Source organism: Mycobacterium sp., from assembly GCF_035274705.1.
Taxonomy (GTDB): domain Bacteria; phylum Actinomycetota; class Actinomycetes; order Mycobacteriales; family Mycobacteriaceae; genus Mycobacterium.
The window spans coordinates 120,826-137,394 of sequence record NZ_DATENY010000037.1 but is presented as its reverse complement, the minus strand read 5'-3'; the positions used below and the strand labels follow the sequence as shown (position 1 = coordinate 137,394).

Genomic DNA, 16,569 nt, shown 5'->3' with positions numbered 1-16,569 from the left:
CGACACCGCGCTGCGGCTGTCACGCGCGCTGGGGCTGACCGACATGTTCTTCATCAACATGCAGGCCCACTACGACGCGGAAGTCGCCCGCGAACAGCTTGCGACGCAGTTGGCCAGCATCGACCGCATCGCCTGACCCTTAGCGCCTAGGTTTGAGGCAAGGAGGAGATGAACCAGATGGCGACGGACGCCGGCTTGCCGCACTTTGCTGATGCGACGGACGACGGCACGGTCGAGGCGACGGGGGCGACGTCTTTCGTGCCAGAGGGCTTCAGCGTATGGGAGATGGCAACCGGCCGGGATATGCCGCCAAGGCGAATAAGGACTATAGAGAGCGCACGGCCGACCCCCTAGGCGTTGACATGGCTAACACGACTTTCGTGTTTGTGACGCCGCGCCGCTGGGACAAGAAAAAGGCGTGGGAGAAGAGGAAGCGCGACCAGGGTAAGTGGCGTGACCGACGGGTTGTCGATGGCGACGACATCGAGCAGGCACTCGAAAGGACAGGAATTGCCTTCCGACGACGTCCGGCCAAACGGCTCACCAATTCGCGGTTACGAGAGAGTAGACGAACAGCAGCACAGCATGGCTCGGCAGGAAGCGGGTGTAGGTTTGCCTGCTGATGACATCACCGGGCAATCGCCGAGGGGCGCCGGCCATCCGAACCGTATGGGCTGCGGACGGTATCGCTGTCGAGGTCGGAGAGACGCTGTGTCCCTGCTGAACCGCAGAGGTTTCCTCGTGGGGGTGGCAACCGCGCTCGTATTGCCACCGTCGGTGGCCACGATAGAGGTGGCGCGCTCCGCCCTGAGCGCCATGCCGCATACCTCGGCGGCACGTACCGACGCGGTCGCGACAGCGGCATCATTCGGCGCGCCCGAGGAGACGTTGCCGCCACTGCTGCCTCCGCCTCCGCTGGCTTCTCAACGTGCCCTGCCCGACAAGGGTGTGTTGAGCGTTCTACCGGGCCAAGGCGACCTGCTCGCCCTGACGGTCGACGATGGCGTGAGCAGCGATGTTGTCCGCCTCTATACCGAGTTCGCCAAGGAAACGGGCGCTCGTCTGACCTATTTCGTCAACGGCACCTACCGCTCGTGGACCGACAACGCGGATCTGCTACGGCCATTGGTCGAATCCGGCCAGATCCAACTGGGCAACCACACCTACTCTCACCCGGACCTGACCACCCTGACACCATCGCAAATCGCCGATGAAATACGCCGCAATGACGCATTTCTGACCAAGATGTACGGGGTCGACGCCCGCCCCTACCTACGGCCGCCATACGGCAAACACAATCCGGCAGTCGAAGCGGTTGCCGCAGATCTCGGCTACACCGTCACCACGATGTGGTCCGGCTCGCTGGCCGACTCCACCGTCATCACCGAGGACTACCTCCTCAAGATGGCCGACAACTACTTCCGGCCCCAGAACATCGTCATCGGCCACCTCAACCATCTGCCGGTCACCCACGTATTCAGTCAGCTCGCCGACCTCATCCGCAACCGCGGCCTACGCACCGTCACCCTCAACGACGTATTCGTCCGGCCTGGCGCTTAAGAACCCCCAACGCGCATTACCCTGGCGTCAGCGTTGCCGCAACGTTGTCCCAAGCAGGTGCGGATCGGGTGAGCTGGGAGGAGACGGCTTGCGACCGTTTGCGCTGGTCAGTTCGATTCGAAAGACGTTGCAGCACAACGAAGTTCGCCTTGGGTCCGACAGGGGGTCAAGTGGTCGAAGGTTCAAATCCTGTCAGCCCGACACATGCGGAACCGTCCGTTCACGCCTTTCCGAAACTTCTTACTCCCTGGCTAAAGGCGACTGGCGGCAAAAGTCGCGGCCTGGCTGACCATCCCGGTCTCGATGTATGCAACGTGGGCTCGCATGTCCCAGCCGTCGGAGCAGATCGGATCGTTGGGCACGCACAAGTCGATGGTCTTGGTGGCGTAGAGAGCACCGATCGTGGGCAGCGGTCCGGGGGACAGTGAGTCCGCGAATGCACTCTTAGGGGCCCCGAAGAGGGCGGCGGCAGCGACATGATTGGAAACCTCGGTTGGCATTTCCGAGGTGGATAGATCGATCACCCCTGCCCCTTGGGAGTATCCGCCGAGCACCATGCGAGTGTTTGGGCAATTCGCGGCCATCGACTGGATATGAGCGCTCGCGTCATTTGCGCCAGCGGGTGTGCTGTTGGCGAAATCATTGCTTGCCGGGTAATCGACGGCGTACGCCCCAATAGATCGCCCGGGCAATTGCGAACGAAACGCGTCGACAAACGCCTGCCCGACGCCACCCACACCTGGTGGCTCGGTTGTGCCGCGCGCGAACACGATCTCGACGTCTGGGCACGGCTCCGCAGCTGCCGTTGGCAGGTTGATCAGTGCAATGGGCAATGCCCATGCCGTCGCCACCAAAGCCCCAACGATTCGTGTGACCCGGTATGCCTTCGCTGTCTCCATGTCCGTATGTCGCACGGCGGCACACAGATGTCACAAGTTCGGCCGTCGCCAGACTGCGCGGACCAAATGAAAACGGTCTGAGCTGGCTCACAAGGCCGCACCGAGTCAGGCGAGCGGCTCAACAGGTGTAGGCGGCGAAACTGTGGCAGTGGGTCCAGGCAAGGGCCCTGGCGCCGACGGCAGATGCGGTGCTGGAGCCGGGGTCGCTGCCGGCGGTGCCGATGCTGAAACTGCGGCCGCGGGAGGTGTGCGAGGTGCTTGCGCCGCGAGTGGTGACGTCGCGGCACTCTCAGCAGGCGGCTGCTGCGCCAATGCATCCGCCGCCCAACTCGCCTGCAGCTGGGCTGTGACGAAATCCGCGGCCTGGTCGACCATGCCGCTCTCGACATACTGGTTGTGCGCCGAGAAGCTGCGCCCATCAGAAGTGCAGACAAGATCGTTGTCGATGCACAAGTCGATCGTCTTGGCCACATATTCCGGGCCGATGGTGATCGCGGGCTCGCGGATCGCACGCATGAAGCGCGTCGACGGTTTTCCGAAGAGGGCAACGGCTGCGATGTGGTTGGCCACATCGGGCGGCATCGGCGCAGGCACATCCGAGGGCGAAACACCGTCAGGCACAGCGTTTGCGGTGATGAAGCCCATGACCGCCGCGCCTTGCGAGAATCCGCCGAGCACGATCTTCGTGCGAGGGCAGTTCGCCACGGTGGTAAGGACGTGCGCGCGCGCGTCCGTAATTCCGTCGATGGCAGTGGGGAAGTCGGTGGTGGCGGGGTAGTCGACCGCGTACATCCCCACTGATTTCGCACCGACTCGGGCGCGGAGGGAGTCGACGAATGCCTGTCCGGTGGGACCAAGGCCAGGGTCCTCGGTGGTGCCGCGGGCGAATACCACCTCGGCGTCGGGGCACGGTACCGCCTGCACGGGCGCTGTGGCCGCAACCTGCATCGCCCACGGCGCGACGGCTGCGAGGGCGATAACTCCGACTCGGTGGCGCGGCTGCATAGACGGACGCCCGCCGAGCGCGCGTCGACCCTTTCGCCCGCCGCGTTCTTCCGGCGGGCCAGCAGTGAACACTTGCGCCTCAGGCATAGCCAACCTCCCCGACTGTCACAGTTGTCAGGTATTTCGCCATACCGGGCCGAACCATTACGCACCGCGACAATCGGTGCCGATGTCGAGCTGTCGACGGCTCGCTTCTAGGCGACTTGCTCGAACCCACGCGGCCGTGACGGCTTCGAATGGGCTCCGCGTGATACTCCCGGACGACGCAGCGCGATCAGTGAGCCCGACCGGACAACACCCAACGGTCCCGTGCCTGCGAAGCGCGCGATCCCCGACTTCCGCGCCGTCATCGCCGCTTTGGCCTGGCGGTAACCGAGCCGCATCCCGGCGGCACAGGCGATCAGCAGCCCGGCCACACCCGGCAGCGCCAGAGCGGCCAGTGCCGACAACGAAGCGGGTACCAGGATCGCGTTGATGGTGTGTTCCAGGAACGACATCACACCAGTCGGGCTCGCGCTTTGGGGCGCGAGTGTTTCCGCCCCGGAAAGCGAGAAGTCGCGACTCAGTGCAGCAGTCTCGATGTCTGCCACCGTGACCGGCGCGGCGCCGTTTCCAAGCATCGGCACGTCCGGAAGGTCAGCAATCGGCTGGGCTGCCGGCGGCAATGGGGGCCTAGGCGCGGGGGCCACAACGGTTGCAAACGACCCTGAGGAGTAAGACCGGCCTACCACTCCGGTCGCCGCTGGAGCGTCCCCGGGCACGACAAGCAAGCTGAAAAGATCAGACGGCAGTTGGGTCGCCAGCGGTATGACTGCATCACCAACCATGGTGAGCATGGTCTGAAGCGACGTGATGACGTCGGTAATAGGAGTTGTCGACGTCGGAAGCGCCGCGAGCAGACCGGGAACCGACTGCGCCACCGTCGCGACTGTCACGACCGCATTCGCAACCGGCTCGATCACCTTGGATACGGCCTCGGCCCGATCGAACGCCGCCGGAAGTTTCGGCACCGATGCGGTCATGTTTGGTTTCGGCTGAACCGCGTTGGAATCTGAGCTCGCCTTCGCACTCGACGCGACGTCGTCCGATTTCGGCTCGACTGAGGTGGTAAGGGCGGTAGAGAGGTCAGAACCCTTCGTGTCTTCCTCGACGTCCGTGGTTTCCGGCTTGGTCACCGACGGCTTCGGAAGTCCGGCTTGGTGGCCTGGTTTCGCAAGTGAACCAAGCGTGTTCGTTACGACGCGCTGAATGGTTTCTCGCAGTGTCGTTTGGAAGGCGGGGACAGCACTCGCGGCCGGCCCACTCGCGGGGGAGCTGCTCGCCGGACTTGTGGCTTGGCTCGGGGTTCCGGTTCCGGCACTGTCAGCACTCTGGCTCGAGGCAGACGAACCGCTGGAATCCTCATCGGCCGCGGCGATCCCTCCGCCCGCGCTACCGATGAACAGGCCGGTGGATAGCAGGCAGACACCCGCTGCGAAGCGCAAATGCGTCGAAATCATCTTCTCCTCACACCAGCAAGGAACTCAACGGGAGGTATTCGACGCCAATTCTCGCATACTCGGTCCAGCAGCTACCACTATTTCGAGGCGAAACTCCTGCAAAAATAATTCACAGCAAACCGTTATATCCGGCAGCTGGTGGCAGACCCCTCGACGAGTGGTGTCGTCAACCATTCCGTGTCCCAGCTGCTTTCATCGAAGATCGCGACCAACGCTTCTAGATACACGAAGTTGTCCCATTGGCGGTTCATCGTGGATTCGCTATTTGGTAACGAATGCGGCCGCCGCGAATTGCCAATCCGAGGCACCGTTGCCGCGCTACATCTTTGCTTTGCTAGCAAATATCAACGCTTGCGTAACGCGTGCTTTTCCCACAAAGAAGCCTCACGTATGGCCGTGTTAGTTAATCAGACCGCGCGGAGCGTGGGCGCGGATATCAGCCCCATAGAAAAGTTACAGTCGACTGGCGGCGAACGCTGCAGCGTCGTTGGTCATGCCGTTGATGCCGTACAGGGCATGCGCCATCGAGGGCCCGCCGCCGGGGTCACCGTTGCAGATCGTGTCACCGGGATCGCACAGCTGGATGGTCTTGGGCACATACAGTGGGCCGATCACGACAGGCGGCGCCCCGTAATTTCGCATCCACTGCTCTGACGGCAGCCCGAACAAAGTCACGGCGGCGACGTGATCGGCGATCGAAGCGGGCATCGGATTCGGGATGAACGGTCGATACTCGGCAGGCACCGCGTCCGGTACAACAGCCGACGTGACGAAGCCCGCCACGACCGCGCCTTGGGAATATCCGCCGAGCACCATCCTTGTCTTGGGGCAATTCGCCGCCGTGGCCTCGACATGAAGTCCCGCGTCTCTGATTCCGTCGACAACGGTTCTGGCGAAACCGATGCGGTCGTTGAAGTCGCTGCTCGCCGCGTAGTTGATCGGATACACCTCGACCGACCTACCGCCAGCCTGCGCGCGCAGCGCGTCGACGAATGTCTGTCCTATTCCGCCGATCCCAGGTGGTTCGCCCGTACCACGCGCGAATACCACCTCGACGTCGGGGCAGGGCTGAGCCGACGCGGCTGGGCCGGGCACGCTCAACAGGGTCGCCCACACGCCCACCATCACCGCACCAAGTTTGATGACTTTCATATCCGCTCCACCGCTACCGATCAATCAGTTACGAGGTTGGGTCCGCGACGTCCATACCTGACCGTCGAAGAAACGCATCAACGTCTGATCGTTCTGGTCGGGGTACCAGCCGGGCGCCAGCCCGCTCGTCGCGATGGGTCGTGGCGCGACAGGCTGCTCCACCACGCGCGGTTCGGTGTACGGCTCGCCGGCCCTCGGTGCAAAGAGCGCCTTCACCACGGCCACCACCGCAGCGATGATAAGGAGGACGATCACAAGCCAAATCAGCGAACTCAACGAGTTGAAGACGTCGGCCACCGTGACACCTCTTTCTCACGTGTCCAATGCCGCGGTCCTAGTACCCTCGTCGCCAATCACTCAAACGCGGGCCCTTCAGCCCAGGCGACTTGCGGCAAACGCCGCGGCTTGGCTCGGCATCCGCGACTGCAGATATTGAATGTGCGGCTGATCGATTTACCCCCAACTTGCGATCGCAACGAATCGACGAACGCCTGTCCGACTGCGCCGATGCCCGGTGGCTCTGTGGTCGCACGAGCGAACACCACCTCGACGTCGGGGCACGCAGCGGCAAATGCGCCGGGAATGACGATCGTCGCGCTTGCCAGAGCCGCACAGGCCGTCCCCGCCGCGGCACCGTCCAGGAAACGAGCGACCTGGCGCGCGCTCATGGCTCCATGCTGACATAGCCCAGCAATGTGGGGACTTTATCGGCTTGTTCGAGATGTGACTTCACGCACGAAGACCGGTATGGCGTTTGGCGCGCGGCCGGTCTTGGGAACACGTCCGTACAGCCTCGACGTGAGGGCAAACGGAAGGACAGTGCGATGACCGAGAAGAACAGCGGACCCGAAGAAGCGGTGAAGGGCGTCGTCGAAGGCGTCAAAGGCAAGGCGAAAGAGGTGGCCGGGGCTGTCGCTGGCCGCGACGATCTCTTCCGTGAGGGCAAGGCACAGCAGGACAAGGCCGACGCTCAGCGCGACGCTGCCAAGAGGGAAGCCGAGGCCGAAAGCGCCCGCGCCGCCGCTAAGACGGCTGAGGAGCGACAGAAGTCCGAACAGCAGTCATAGCCTGTTTCGACACGAAAGGCCCACGCTCGCCGGCGTGGGCCTTTCGATATCCCAGTGGCCGTCAGTCCTTGACGCCGACGGTGATGAGATCCGATAGCACTTGCGTCCACAGGGGCCGGCGGACCCGATGCTGCTCCGTTACGCGAAAGCCGGCGTCTTCGAACAGCTCACGCATTTCCGACGGTGACGGGTTGTGCGACGGGTTCAACCGGTTCGCGAACAACCGCTGCAAGGCCTCCGGCTGCGGCGCGCCAATCGTCGCGACCGCTGCCAAACCTCCAGGGGCAAGCACCCGATGAAACTCGCGCAGCGCCGCCGGCTGGTCAAAGAAGTGGAAGGCCGACGTCGTTACCACTGCGTCGAGCGCGCCGTCGTCGAACGGCAGATGCTCGGCGGGGCCCTTCGACCATTGCACCTTGAAAGTCCGTGCCTTGGCCTGCGCCAGCATGCCGTCGGACATGTCGACGCCGTAGACCTGGGCTGGATACAGCTCCCGTTGGATCCGTTCCGCGAGAATGCCTGTACCACAGGCGATATCGGCGATTCGCCGGGCGCCGCTGGCTTTCAGTGCGGCGATCACCTCGTCCTGCGCAGGGCGATACACCCAGTGTTGCAGGAACGGCAGGTCATATACCGGAGCGGCGAAACTCCAGAACCGCGTGACCGCCTCGTTCAGGGTCCGGCGAGGCGCCGTATTCACCAGTTCCAGACCGACATGTCATCTGGCGGATACTGCATGCAGATGTCGGTGGTGTGCGCGGCGACGCCCTTGTTGTTGAAGAACAACTTCGCCCAGTTCGGCCAGTTCCACGCCAGCTGTTCGTAGAAGGCGTTGGTGGCCGTGTCCTCCGAATACTGCCGGCGCCCAGCGTAATCCATCGAGAAGAACCAGTGGATCCGATCCTGGACGGCCTGGTGAACCTCAGGCGATTTGTTGTTGTAGTCGATCATGTACCGCTCGTAGTACACCGGTTCGACATCGCGGGCGGCGGCCATGATCTGCTCCGCCGTGCAGGGCGTCTTGAGTATCCGATTCGGGATCGGGTAGTCATCGGACGCGTCGGCCGACGCGACGGCGGGCAGGACCATCGCGACCGCGCTCAGTGCTGCAGCGGCGAAACTTGCTTTACCGAACACTTCTGACTCCTTGCTATTGCGCGGCGGCTTCGAGGATCGGCAGCTTTTCAGGACAGTAGGTGCGCAGTGCAGCACCGAGGAACTGCCACACCTGCTCAGTAGAGGTGGTCCGCGGCAGATTCAGCGTGACGAAGGCCGCCGACTTCTTGGCGTCCTGGTCGACGCCGTTGTACAACCTCTTACACGTGATCTTGCCGATCCATGCGTTGAAGTCCTTCTGGCCGTAGATGCCGTACGTGTGCAGTTCATTGGCGAAGTCGGTGTCGGGGTCGGCATGAGCCGGCGCGGCAAAGACCAACGCCGGAACAATTGCCGTGGCGACAATCGACGCGAGACGCATTCCCTTCATGGCATACCTATCTGATTGGGCCCGTGGGGTTTTCATCAATCGAGCCGCCGCCGGCTGGGGCGCCGACGCTCACGGGACTCTCCGTGGAGTGCCGCGGTGGCGTCGGCCACGGCACCGGCTTGGGCCGCCTTCGCATATTCTGCGGCCACCAGAACCACCGGCCCATCATCGCAGCTATCGACGGCGTCATGAACGATCGGATCACAAGCGTATCGAACAACAAGCCCAGACCGATAGTCGTGCCCACCTGGCCGACCACGACGAGGTCACTGACCATCATCGACATCATGGTGAACGCGAACACCAAACCGGCAGACGTCACCACCGCACCGGTGCCCGCCATCGACCGGATGATGCCGGTGTTGATTCCGGCGTGCATCTCTTCCTTGAACCTGGATACCAACAACAGGTTGTAGTCGGATCCCACCGCCAGCAAGATGATCACCGACATCGCAAGGATCATCCAGTGCAGCGGCATGCCGAGGAGGTGCTCCCATATCAAGACGGATAAGCCGAAGGATGTGCCCAAGGACAACAGCACCGTCCCAACGATGACCGCCGATGCGATCACCGCTCGAGTGAGCAACAGCATGATGATGAAGATCAAGCAGAGCGACGCTATTCCAGCGATCAACAGGTCCCAGTTGGAACCCTCCTGCATGTCCTTGTAGGTGGACGCGGTACCCGCCAGATAGATCTTCGAGCCCTCCAACGGCGTGCCCTTGATAGCCTCGAACGCCGCATTCTTGATCTGCGGGATCAGCTTGATGCCTTCAGGAGTCGCGGGATCACCTTCGTGGGAGATGATGAACCGCACGGCCTTTCCGTCCGGTGACACGAACATCTTCATGCCCCGCTTGAAGTCCGCGTTGTCGAATACTTCCGGCGGCAGATAGAACGAATCGTCGTTCTTGGACGCATCGAAGGCTTCGCCCATCGCGCCCTGGTTCTCCTGCATGGCCTTCATCTGGTCCTGCTGACTCTTCTGGCTCTGGTACATCGTCAGCGAGATTTGTTTCATGCTCTTCATCGTCTCGATCATCTGCGGCATGATCGCGATCATCTGCGGCATGAGGGTGTCGAGGCGCTCCATGTCGGGAATGAGGTTCTGGATGTCGTCGGTCATCGTGTCGATGCCGTCGAGGGTGTCGAAGACCGATCGAATCGACCAGCAGACCGGAATGTCGAAGCAGTGTGGTTCCCAGTAGAAGTAGTTGCGCATCGGGCGGAAGAAGTCGTCGAAATTGGCAATGTTGTCGCGCAACTCCGCCACGTCGAGCGTCATGGCCTTCATTTTGGTGACCATGCTGTGCATGGTGGCCGCCATCTGCACCGTGATGCTTTGCATCTTCTCCAACGAGTCGATGGAGGTCTGCATGTCATTGGCCTGCGTGAGCATGTTGGCCATGACCTTGTCCATGTAGTCCTGGTTCATCTGCTGGGTGGTGCCCTGCATGCTGATCAGGAACGGGATCGACGTGTGTTCGATCGGAGTGCCCTCCGGCCGGGTGATGGCCTGCACCCTGCCGACGCCGGGGATGTGGAAGATGCTCTTGGCAATTCGGTCGACCACCAGCATGTCCGTCGAGTTGCGCACATCATGGTCGGCTTCGATCAGCAGCATCTCCGGGTTCATCCGGGCCTGCGGGAAGTGCCGGTCTGCCGCCGCATAGCCCTCATTCGCCGGGATGTCCGGAGGCAGGTAAAGGCGATCGTTGTAGGCGGGCTTATAGGACGGCAGGGCAAGTAGGCCGACCAAAGCTAGAGCCACTGACGCGGCAAGAATCGGACCGGGCCACCGGACGATGGCAGTGCCGACCCGGCGCCAGCCGCGAGTCTTCATCGCCCGCTTCGGATCGAATAAGCCGAACCGGCTGCAAATGGTCACCAGTGCTGGCGCCATCGTCAACGCCGCCGCCACCGCCACGAGCATGCCGATCGCCAACGGGATGCCGAGCGTTTGGAAGTAGGGCAGGCGCGTGAAGTGCAAACAGAAGGTCGCACCCGCGATGGTCAGACCCGACCCCAAAATGACGTGGGCAGTGCCGTGATACATGGTGTAGAAAGCAGTTTCGCGATCCTCGCCGTTTTGGCGCGCCTCGTGATAGCGGCCGACGAGGAATATCGCATAGTCCGTTCCCGCCGCTATCGCGAGTGTCGTGAGCAGGTTGACCGCGAACGTCGACAACCCGATCAGGTCGTAATAGCCAAGGGCCGCAACGATTCCCCGCGCTGCCGCCAGCTCGATGAACATCATCACCAAGACGAGCAGCACGGTGATGATCGAACGGTAGACGAACAGCAGCATCACGAAGATGACGCCGATGGTGATCACCGTGATCAGCTTGATGCTCTTGTCGCCGGCGTGGTGCTGGTCGTTGGTCAGCGGTGCGGGGCCGGTGACGTAGGCCTTGATCCCCGGTGGCGGGGGAGTGGCATTGACGAGGTCACGGACTGCCTGCACGGACTCGTTGGCCAAACTCTCACCCTGGTTGCCTGCCAGGTTGAGCTGAACGTACGCGGCCTTGCCGTCTCCGCTTTGGGCTCCCGAGGCGGTCAGCGGATCACCCCAGAAGTCCTGGATGTGCTGAACGTGCTTCTTGTCGGCCTCGAGTTTGTCGACCAGACCGTCGTAGTACTTGTGCGCGGCGTCGCCGAGAGGTTGGTCGCCTTCCAGGACGACCATCGCCGAGCTGTTGGAGTCGAACTCCTTGAAGTCCTTACCGATGCGCTGCATCGCCTGCAGCGACGGTGCGTCACCGGGGGCCAACGACACCGCGTGCGCCTCGCCGACCTCTTCCAGCTGAGGGGCGATGATGTTGACGATCACGACGATCGCTATCCAGCCCAGGAAAATCGGCACCGAGAACAGACGGATGAACCGGGGAATAATCGGATGCGCGCCGACGTGTGTATTGCTCATGCGGACTTCACCAAGCAGAAGGTCTGAGCGTTCACGCCGTCGGTCGTCCTCTCGTCCTTGACCACACCATCGACCGTGATGCGGCAGGTGATGCTGTCACCGTCGCTCTGCGCGACGATGTTCGGGCTGGCCGCAGGTGCCGTCGTCGTCAGCGTCAGCGTCCATGGCAACGCCGTGTTCACGGCTTTCTGAGGCTGCGCATCGAGGTCCAGATAGTTAATCGTTGCCTGCGATCCGTTTCCGAAGATTTCGTACTTCACTTCTTTGGGGTTGAACGGTTCGGGGTCATTGACAAGGCCGGCGCCAGGCTTGGTGAGCACGGTGTGGCCGAAGAATCCGCGGAACCGGTCCACGCAGAATGCCGCGATCACCACCACCAGCAGGATCACCAGCGGAACCCATACGCGTTTGGCAAGACGTACCATCAGACGATTCGCCCCCGACACTCGCTACCCATGTATGCCCTTTTCTGTGCCGCTCGCACGCAATTTCAGACTTTAACTTAGCCGGTATAACTTCTCATCGCGAAACAGATTAGCTCAAGTAATTGTGTTGCTGGTCACCTCCGCGTCCCGCGTACCGGTTGGGCCACTGTCCGTCGATTGCGGTTGATCCCATGCGGGCATTTCGAAGCGGTCGAGGCATCGCTCGATGAAGGCCTTGACTTCGTCATGCCCGCGGGTGATACCCAGGCCCTGTTCGTGGTGCACCATTCGCGCCAGGCCGCCCATGATCATCGACACGACAATTGGAGGAAACAACTCCATGTCGATGCCGCGCGCCTTGAGCGCCAGCGTCATCGCTCCCTCTTCCAAATCACGGAAACGCATTGCGTAGGAAGCGATTTCGCTACGTATGGCCTTGCGGTGGTTGGACATCGCCAGGAACTCGGTAAACAGTTGCGCGTCATGCGCGCTGCTGAGCTCCCACAACGCGTGCAGTGGCTTGGCGTCGGCCATCGCCTGGCGCTGGCGCCGCAGATTGGCCTCTGCGTTGTGGCGCAGCACGGCCACGAATAAGTCGTCCATGCTCGGGAAGTAGTAGTGCACGAGAGCGGGCTTGACGCCCGCCTTGGCCGCCACCCGCCGCGACGTCGCGGCGGCATATCCCTCGTCGAGCATGATTTGGGCGGTCGCCTCGATCAGCGCCTCCCGGGTGCCCTCGCGACCCGCCCTCGACGGCTCGTCAGCGCGGCTGCTCGACATGGGCGGAGCTTAACCTTTGGGCGATCGCCCAACAACCCGAAAGCATGGCGCACGGCAATTCCGTGCCGGCCACGCTACCGGCCGGTAACTCCAGGCGTGTTTGCTACCGACCGGAGTAATCGGTCCCTCGCTGGAGGTCGACGTTCGGAACGCTCCCGTTCGGGGGACGATGAGCGCATGGTGAAGCCCATTGGTCGATTGGTCACCCCCGTGGCGCTCGCATTCGCCCCGATGGCAGTCGCGGGGCCGGCGATCAGCTCGGCGCAACCCCTTGCTTGTGACAACAGCACTGGTGGGATCCGGTGGCCAACGTGTGTCAGCCACCGCTGATACCGCCACCCGAGTAGCCCCTGCGAATCAGCCCTCAGGCGTCTCCGGGGGGAGCGCCGCCTCCAACTGGCTCAAAATTCTGCCGAGTGCGTCGGCACGGTTCGACCCGTCCGCGAGTTGGCGTCCAACGGCGCAGCCCATCACGAACGCGGACAGCGGGGTCATCTTGCGCTCAACCCTGTGTGCGACATCGCGGGCCGCGTCGAGCAGCCGTGACGTCTCCGAGGATGTCAATGGCTCCTCGCCAAGGGCGCGCGCCAACTCATCGAGCCAGTTGTCCATCGTTCCTCCCGGTGCATGTTCGTCTTCAGTATTCGCCCACTAATCGCCCAGGCCGAACTTGCTATTTTTGCTAAGATACGAAATCGCTCGCCAATCGTGATTTCTGAACGCCGAGGCAGAATTGAACTGGACTCCGCTTCCCGTTCCGTGGGCGGTTCAGGCTGCGGACCGGATCCCCAAGCAGCGCTACTACGACGACGCGTTCTACGCGCTTGAGGCCGAGTTGTTCTGGCCCCGCGTCTGGCAGATGGCATGCCGGCTCGAGGAGATTCCGTCGCGCGGCGACTTCGTGGAATACGAGATCCTCGACCAGTCGGTCATCGTTGTCCGGCTCGACGACGACAATGTTCGCGCCTTCTACAACTCGTGCCGCCACCGCGGCATGAAGATCGTCGAGGGCAGCGGCTCTCGCCGCAGCTTCGTCTGCCCGTTCCACGGTTGGTGTTGGGGTCTCGACGGTGCCAACACGTTTGTGTTGCGGCCCGAGGTCTTCGATGAAAGCAATCTGGGCGCCGACGATCTCGCGCTCGCATCGGTGAGATGCGAATTGTGGGGCGGCTGCGCGTGGATCAACCTCGACGACAGCGCACCGCCGTTGCGCGAGTGCATCGAGCCGTTCGCATCCAAACACGACGAGTGGAAAGTCGCCGCGCTGTGCACCGAGTGGTGGAAATCGTGCCTACTGCCGGTGAACTGGAAGCTGGCTACAGCGGCCTTCATGGAGGGCTACCACGTCCCGCAGACTCACCCGCAACTACTGCCGTCGGCGCGCAGCGCACAACCGTCATCGGTGCACCCGATCGTTGAGACGAGTCTGCATTTCATGAAGACGCTCGGATCAGGCATGGGTGGCATGACGCACGAGAACGACGTGCGAATCGCCGAGGGCCTGCAAGACATGTCACTACCTGACGATCCCGCCGAAGCGATCGCGACGTGGCGCGGCGCCGTCAATGAGGCGGTCACGAAATGGCACCGCGCACGCGGCTGCGACTTTCCCGACCTGAACGATTTGGATCGGCGCGGCGTCATCGATCCGATCGGCTTCTGCTTTCCGCACTACTTCATCCTTCCTACCTACAGCAGCGCATCGTCGTACCGGATCCGTCCGCTCGGTCCTGAGGAGACGCTCTTCGAGATCTGGTCGCTCACTCGTTACCCGGGCGATCGCTCACCCGGTCGGCCAACGCCGCCAGAGCCGCTGGCTCCCGACGACGCGAGCTGGCCGACGATCCCAGCGCAAGACTTCTCGAACCTGCCCCGTCAGCAGAAAGGCTTGCACGCCAAGGGTTTCGAATTCATGCGCTTGTCGAACCAGATCGAAGGACTGATCTCGAACTTCGAGCGCGTCGTTGACGGCTTCCTCGCGGGCCTGCCGTATGACCGGCTCGTGCCGGCAATCCAGAAGACGAACACGACCATCGACGTGCCCATCGCCAACCTCGGGCTCACCGAGGGCGCCGCGGCATGGTGACGTGGGACAAGTCCGTCGACCTCTTGATCGCGGGAAGCGGCGGGGGAGGAATGGTGGCGGCGCTCGCCACGCTCGATGCCGGACTCGAGCCGCTGATCGTCGAAAAGCAGGCTCTTGTAGGAGGGTCGACAGGGCTCTCGGGCGGCATGGTCTGGTTACCCAACAATCCGTTGATGCGCACGGACGGCGTCTCAGACTCGCATGAGGCCGGTCTTGCCTACCTCACCGACGTCGTCGGCGACATCGGTGCGGCGTCATCACCGCAGCGACGGGAGGTGTTCCTGACGGCGGGCTCGGAGATGATCACCTTCCTGCTGCGCAAGGGAGTTCGCCTCGTGCGCTGTCCCGGCTGGAGCGACTACTACCCGAATCACAAGGGCGGCAATGCCGCCGGCCGTGGTGTCGAGGGAATCCCGTTCGATGCCGCCGAGCTCGGAAACTGGAGCAACAAGGTTCAGCCGTCGATGGCCAGGAACTTCGGATTCGTCGTCTTGACGAACGAACTGCGTTCGGTGCAGTACTTCAACCGGGCGCCGCGTGCGTTCGCCGTCGCCACGCGAGTCTTCGTGCGCACGTGGGCCGCGCGCATCCGGCGCCGCGACGTCCTCACCAATGGCGCATCGCTGATCGCTCAGATGCTGAAGTCCCTGATCGACCTCGGCGACGGCGAACCCCCGGTGTGGACGAACGCGGCCATGGAGGATCTCATCGTCGACGATGGCCGGGTCGTCGGCGCTCGTGTGAAGCGCGACGATGCAACGCTTTCCATCGAAGCGCGCAGGGGAGTGCTGCTCGCGGCGGGTGGCTTCGGCCACAACGCCGACATGCGGCGCCAGTACAGCAGCGATCAGCCGAACGAGGGCAAGTGGTCGATCGCGAACGCGGGTGACACCGGTGAGGTGCTGCAGACGGCGATGCGCCTGGGCGCGAAGACGGACTTGTTGGACGAGGCATGGTGGCTACCATCGGTTTTCATCGCCGACGGCGGAAACGCTGCCAAGTCGCTCGGCTCCGGACGGCAGCGGCCGGGCGCCATCTACGTCGACGGGACCGGCAGGCGATTCTGCAACGAGTCCAATTCCTACGTTGAGGTGGGTAAGGCGATGTACGCCAACAAGGCGGTGCCGTGCTGGATGGTCTTCGACGAGGGCTACGTTCGCAGGTATGTTTCGGGCGCCAATCCGCTGAAGAAGCGTCGCCTGCCCGAGGAGCTGATCGAACGCGGCGCAGTCATACGCGGCGAGACGATCACTGACCTTGCGCGCCAAATCGACGTTCCCGCAGCTGAACTAGACCATACAATCCGGCGTTTCAACGAGTTTGCGGCCAAGGGCCTCGACCCCGATTTCGGCCGTGGCCAGTCGGCATACAACGACTGCCTCGGCGACCCGGGGTATCGGCCCAACGCCGCAATCGGCCCGCTCGAGCGCGCGCCGTACTACGCAACCAGAGTCCTTCCTGCCGACGTCGGCACATGTGGGGGAGTGGTCACCAACGAGCACGCACAGGTCCTCGACGAGCGGGACCGGGTGATCGACGGTCTCTATGCGACGGGCAACACCACCGCGACGGTGATGGGCCGAACGTATCCGGGTGCCGGCGCGAGCATTGCAAACACGATGGTGTTCGGCTACGTCGCGGCCCGCCACGCCGCAGGTCGGTAACTTTTCCTCGGCGAGCAGACGCA

17 protein-coding genes and 1 pseudogene are annotated in these 16,569 nt (G+C 62.8%); 4 read left to right on the top strand and 14 right to left on the bottom strand.

The genetic code is table 11. The features are described from left to right. The first annotated feature begins 720 nt into the window (after positions 1 to 720). On the top strand, positions 721 to 1,560 hold the full coding sequence (locus tag VJV41_RS10205; protein ID WP_325333262.1) for a polysaccharide deacetylase family protein: 840 nt from the start codon (positions 721 to 723) through the stop codon (positions 1,558 to 1,560). A gap of 251 nt (positions 1,561 to 1,811) precedes the next feature. Here the strand turns inward: VJV41_RS10205 and VJV41_RS10200 are convergent, their stop codons facing one another. From VJV41_RS10200 to VJV41_RS10170, 7 genes and pseudogenes are all read right to left on the bottom strand, one after another. Next, complete coding sequence (locus tag VJV41_RS10200) at positions 1,812 to 2,459, bottom strand: cutinase family protein (RefSeq protein WP_325333239.1); 648 nt, start codon at positions 2,457 to 2,459, stop codon at positions 1,812 to 1,814. 105 nt (positions 2,460 to 2,564) lie between these two features. Then, the gene (locus VJV41_RS10195; protein WP_414684927.1) at positions 2,565 to 3,464 is read right to left on the bottom strand and encodes a cutinase family protein; all 900 of its coding nucleotides are present in this window, start codon (positions 3,462 to 3,464) and stop codon (positions 2,565 to 2,567) included. Positions 3,465 to 3,658: 194 nt separating this feature from the next. Further along, a complete protein-coding gene (locus VJV41_RS10190; protein WP_325333237.1) occupies positions 3,659 to 4,486 on the bottom strand; it encodes a hypothetical protein in 828 nt (275 codons plus the stop codon). Between the two features lie 599 nt (positions 4,487 to 5,085). Then, entirely contained in the window at positions 5,086 to 5,214 is a 129-nt protein-coding gene (locus VJV41_RS10185) for a hypothetical protein (protein WP_325333235.1), read from the bottom strand. Positions 5,215 to 5,416: 202 nt separating this feature from the next. Then, entirely contained in the window at positions 5,417 to 6,115 is a 699-nt protein-coding gene (locus VJV41_RS10180) for a cutinase family protein (protein ID WP_325333233.1), read from the bottom strand. Between the two features lie 24 nt (positions 6,116 to 6,139). Next, positions 6,140 to 6,412, bottom strand: a complete 273-nt coding sequence (locus VJV41_RS10175; protein ID WP_325333231.1) for a DUF2510 domain-containing protein — start codon at positions 6,410 to 6,412, stop codon at positions 6,140 to 6,142. Positions 6,413 to 6,561: 149 nt separating this feature from the next. After that, a pseudogene (locus VJV41_RS10170) lies at positions 6,562 to 6,783 on the bottom strand (cutinase family protein); the annotation flags it as partial. 156 nt (positions 6,784 to 6,939) lie between these two features. Here VJV41_RS10170 and VJV41_RS10165 point away from each other — a divergent pair. Further along, positions 6,940 to 7,182 carry a CsbD family protein gene (locus VJV41_RS10165; protein ID WP_325333229.1) on the top strand — a complete coding sequence of 81 codons (243 nt, stop codon included), beginning with the start codon at positions 6,940 to 6,942 and terminating at the stop codon, positions 7,180 to 7,182. A 61-nt stretch (positions 7,183 to 7,243) separates the two neighbouring features. Here VJV41_RS10165 and VJV41_RS10160 read toward each other — a convergent pair whose 3' ends face one another. The 7 genes from VJV41_RS10160 to VJV41_RS10130 all read right to left on the bottom strand — a co-directional run bounded on the left by VJV41_RS10160 (position 7,244) and on the right by VJV41_RS10130 (position 13,408). Next, entirely contained in the window at positions 7,244 to 7,882 is a 639-nt protein-coding gene (locus tag VJV41_RS10160; protein WP_325333227.1) for a class I SAM-dependent methyltransferase, read from the bottom strand. Further along, positions 7,879 to 8,271: a DUF5078 domain-containing protein gene (locus VJV41_RS10155; protein WP_325333257.1), complete on the bottom strand. Its 393-nt coding sequence runs from the start codon at positions 8,269 to 8,271 to the stop codon at positions 7,879 to 7,881. The genes VJV41_RS10160 and VJV41_RS10155 overlap by 4 nt, the downstream gene beginning before the upstream one ends. A gap of 61 nt (positions 8,272 to 8,332) precedes the next feature. Then, entirely contained in the window at positions 8,333 to 8,659 is a 327-nt protein-coding gene (locus tag VJV41_RS10150; RefSeq protein WP_325333225.1) for a DUF732 domain-containing protein, read from the bottom strand. A 16-nt stretch (positions 8,660 to 8,675) separates the two neighbouring features. Beyond that, the gene (locus VJV41_RS10145; protein ID WP_325333223.1) at positions 8,676 to 11,591 is read right to left on the bottom strand and encodes an MMPL family transporter; all 2,916 of its coding nucleotides are present in this window, start codon (positions 11,589 to 11,591) and stop codon (positions 8,676 to 8,678) included. Further along, positions 11,588 to 12,016, bottom strand: coding sequence for an MmpS family transport accessory protein (locus VJV41_RS10140; protein WP_325333222.1), 429 nt, complete (start codon positions 12,014 to 12,016; stop codon positions 11,588 to 11,590). Before VJV41_RS10140 ends, VJV41_RS10145 begins: the two co-directional genes overlap by 4 nt. Positions 12,017 to 12,130: 114 nt before the next feature. Beyond that, complete coding sequence (locus VJV41_RS10135) at positions 12,131 to 12,796, bottom strand: TetR/AcrR family transcriptional regulator (RefSeq protein WP_325333220.1); 666 nt, start codon at positions 12,794 to 12,796, stop codon at positions 12,131 to 12,133. A 357-nt stretch (positions 12,797 to 13,153) separates the two neighbouring features. Further along, positions 13,154 to 13,408, bottom strand: a complete 255-nt coding sequence (locus tag VJV41_RS10130) for a DUF6457 domain-containing protein (protein WP_325333219.1) — start codon at positions 13,406 to 13,408, stop codon at positions 13,154 to 13,156. A gap of 121 nt (positions 13,409 to 13,529) precedes the next feature. Between VJV41_RS10130 and VJV41_RS10125 the strand changes: the two genes are divergently transcribed. After that, positions 13,530 to 14,882, top strand: coding sequence for an aromatic ring-hydroxylating dioxygenase subunit alpha (locus VJV41_RS10125; RefSeq protein ID WP_325333217.1), 1,353 nt, complete (start codon positions 13,530 to 13,532; stop codon positions 14,880 to 14,882). Further along, complete coding sequence (locus VJV41_RS10120) at positions 14,876 to 16,546, top strand: FAD-binding protein (RefSeq protein ID WP_325333215.1); 1,671 nt, start codon at positions 14,876 to 14,878, stop codon at positions 16,544 to 16,546. Before VJV41_RS10125 ends, VJV41_RS10120 begins: the two co-directional genes overlap by 7 nt. Positions 16,547 to 16,569 lie beyond the last annotated feature (23 nt).

Bases quoted from the DNA above. Each gene is read 5' to 3' on its own strand.
- VJV41_RS10200 (WP_325333239.1), bottom strand. From the start codon at position 2,459: ATGGAGACAGCGAAGGCATACCGGGTCACACGAATCGTTGGGGCTTTG.
- VJV41_RS10195 (WP_414684927.1), bottom strand. From the start codon at position 3,464: ATGCAGCCGCGCCACCGAGTCGGAGTTATCGCCCTCGCAGCCGTCGCG.
- VJV41_RS10190 (WP_325333237.1), bottom strand. From the start codon at position 4,486: ATGACCGCATCGGTGCCGAAACTTCCGGCGGCGTTCGATCGGGCCGAG.
- VJV41_RS10185 (WP_325333235.1), bottom strand. From the start codon at position 5,214: ATGAACCGCCAATGGGACAACTTCGTGTATCTAGAAGCGTTGGTCGCG.
- VJV41_RS10180 (WP_325333233.1), bottom strand. From the start codon at position 6,115: ATGAAAGTCATCAAACTTGGTGCGGTGATGGTGGGCGTGTGGGCGACC.
- VJV41_RS10165 (WP_325333229.1), top strand. From the start codon at position 6,940: ATGACCGAGAAGAACAGCGGACCCGAAGAAGCGGTGAAGGGCGTCGTC.
- VJV41_RS10155 (WP_325333257.1), bottom strand. From the start codon at position 8,271: ATGGTCCTGCCCGCCGTCGCGTCGGCCGACGCGTCCGATGACTACCCG.
- VJV41_RS10150 (WP_325333225.1), bottom strand. From the start codon at position 8,659: ATGCGTCTCGCGTCGATTGTCGCCACGGCAATTGTTCCGGCGTTGGTC.
- VJV41_RS10145 (WP_325333223.1), bottom strand. From the start codon at position 11,591: ATGAGCAATACACACGTCGGCGCGCATCCGATTATTCCCCGGTTCATC.
- VJV41_RS10140 (WP_325333222.1), bottom strand. From the start codon at position 12,016: ATGGTACGTCTTGCCAAACGCGTATGGGTTCCGCTGGTGATCCTGCTG.
- VJV41_RS10135 (WP_325333220.1), bottom strand. From the start codon at position 12,796: ATGTCGAGCAGCCGCGCTGACGAGCCGTCGAGGGCGGGTCGCGAGGGC.
- VJV41_RS10130 (WP_325333219.1), bottom strand. From the start codon at position 13,408: ATGGACAACTGGCTCGATGAGTTGGCGCGCGCCCTTGGCGAGGAGCCA.
- VJV41_RS10120 (WP_325333215.1), top strand. From the start codon at position 14,876: ATGGTGACGTGGGACAAGTCCGTCGACCTCTTGATCGCGGGAAGCGGC.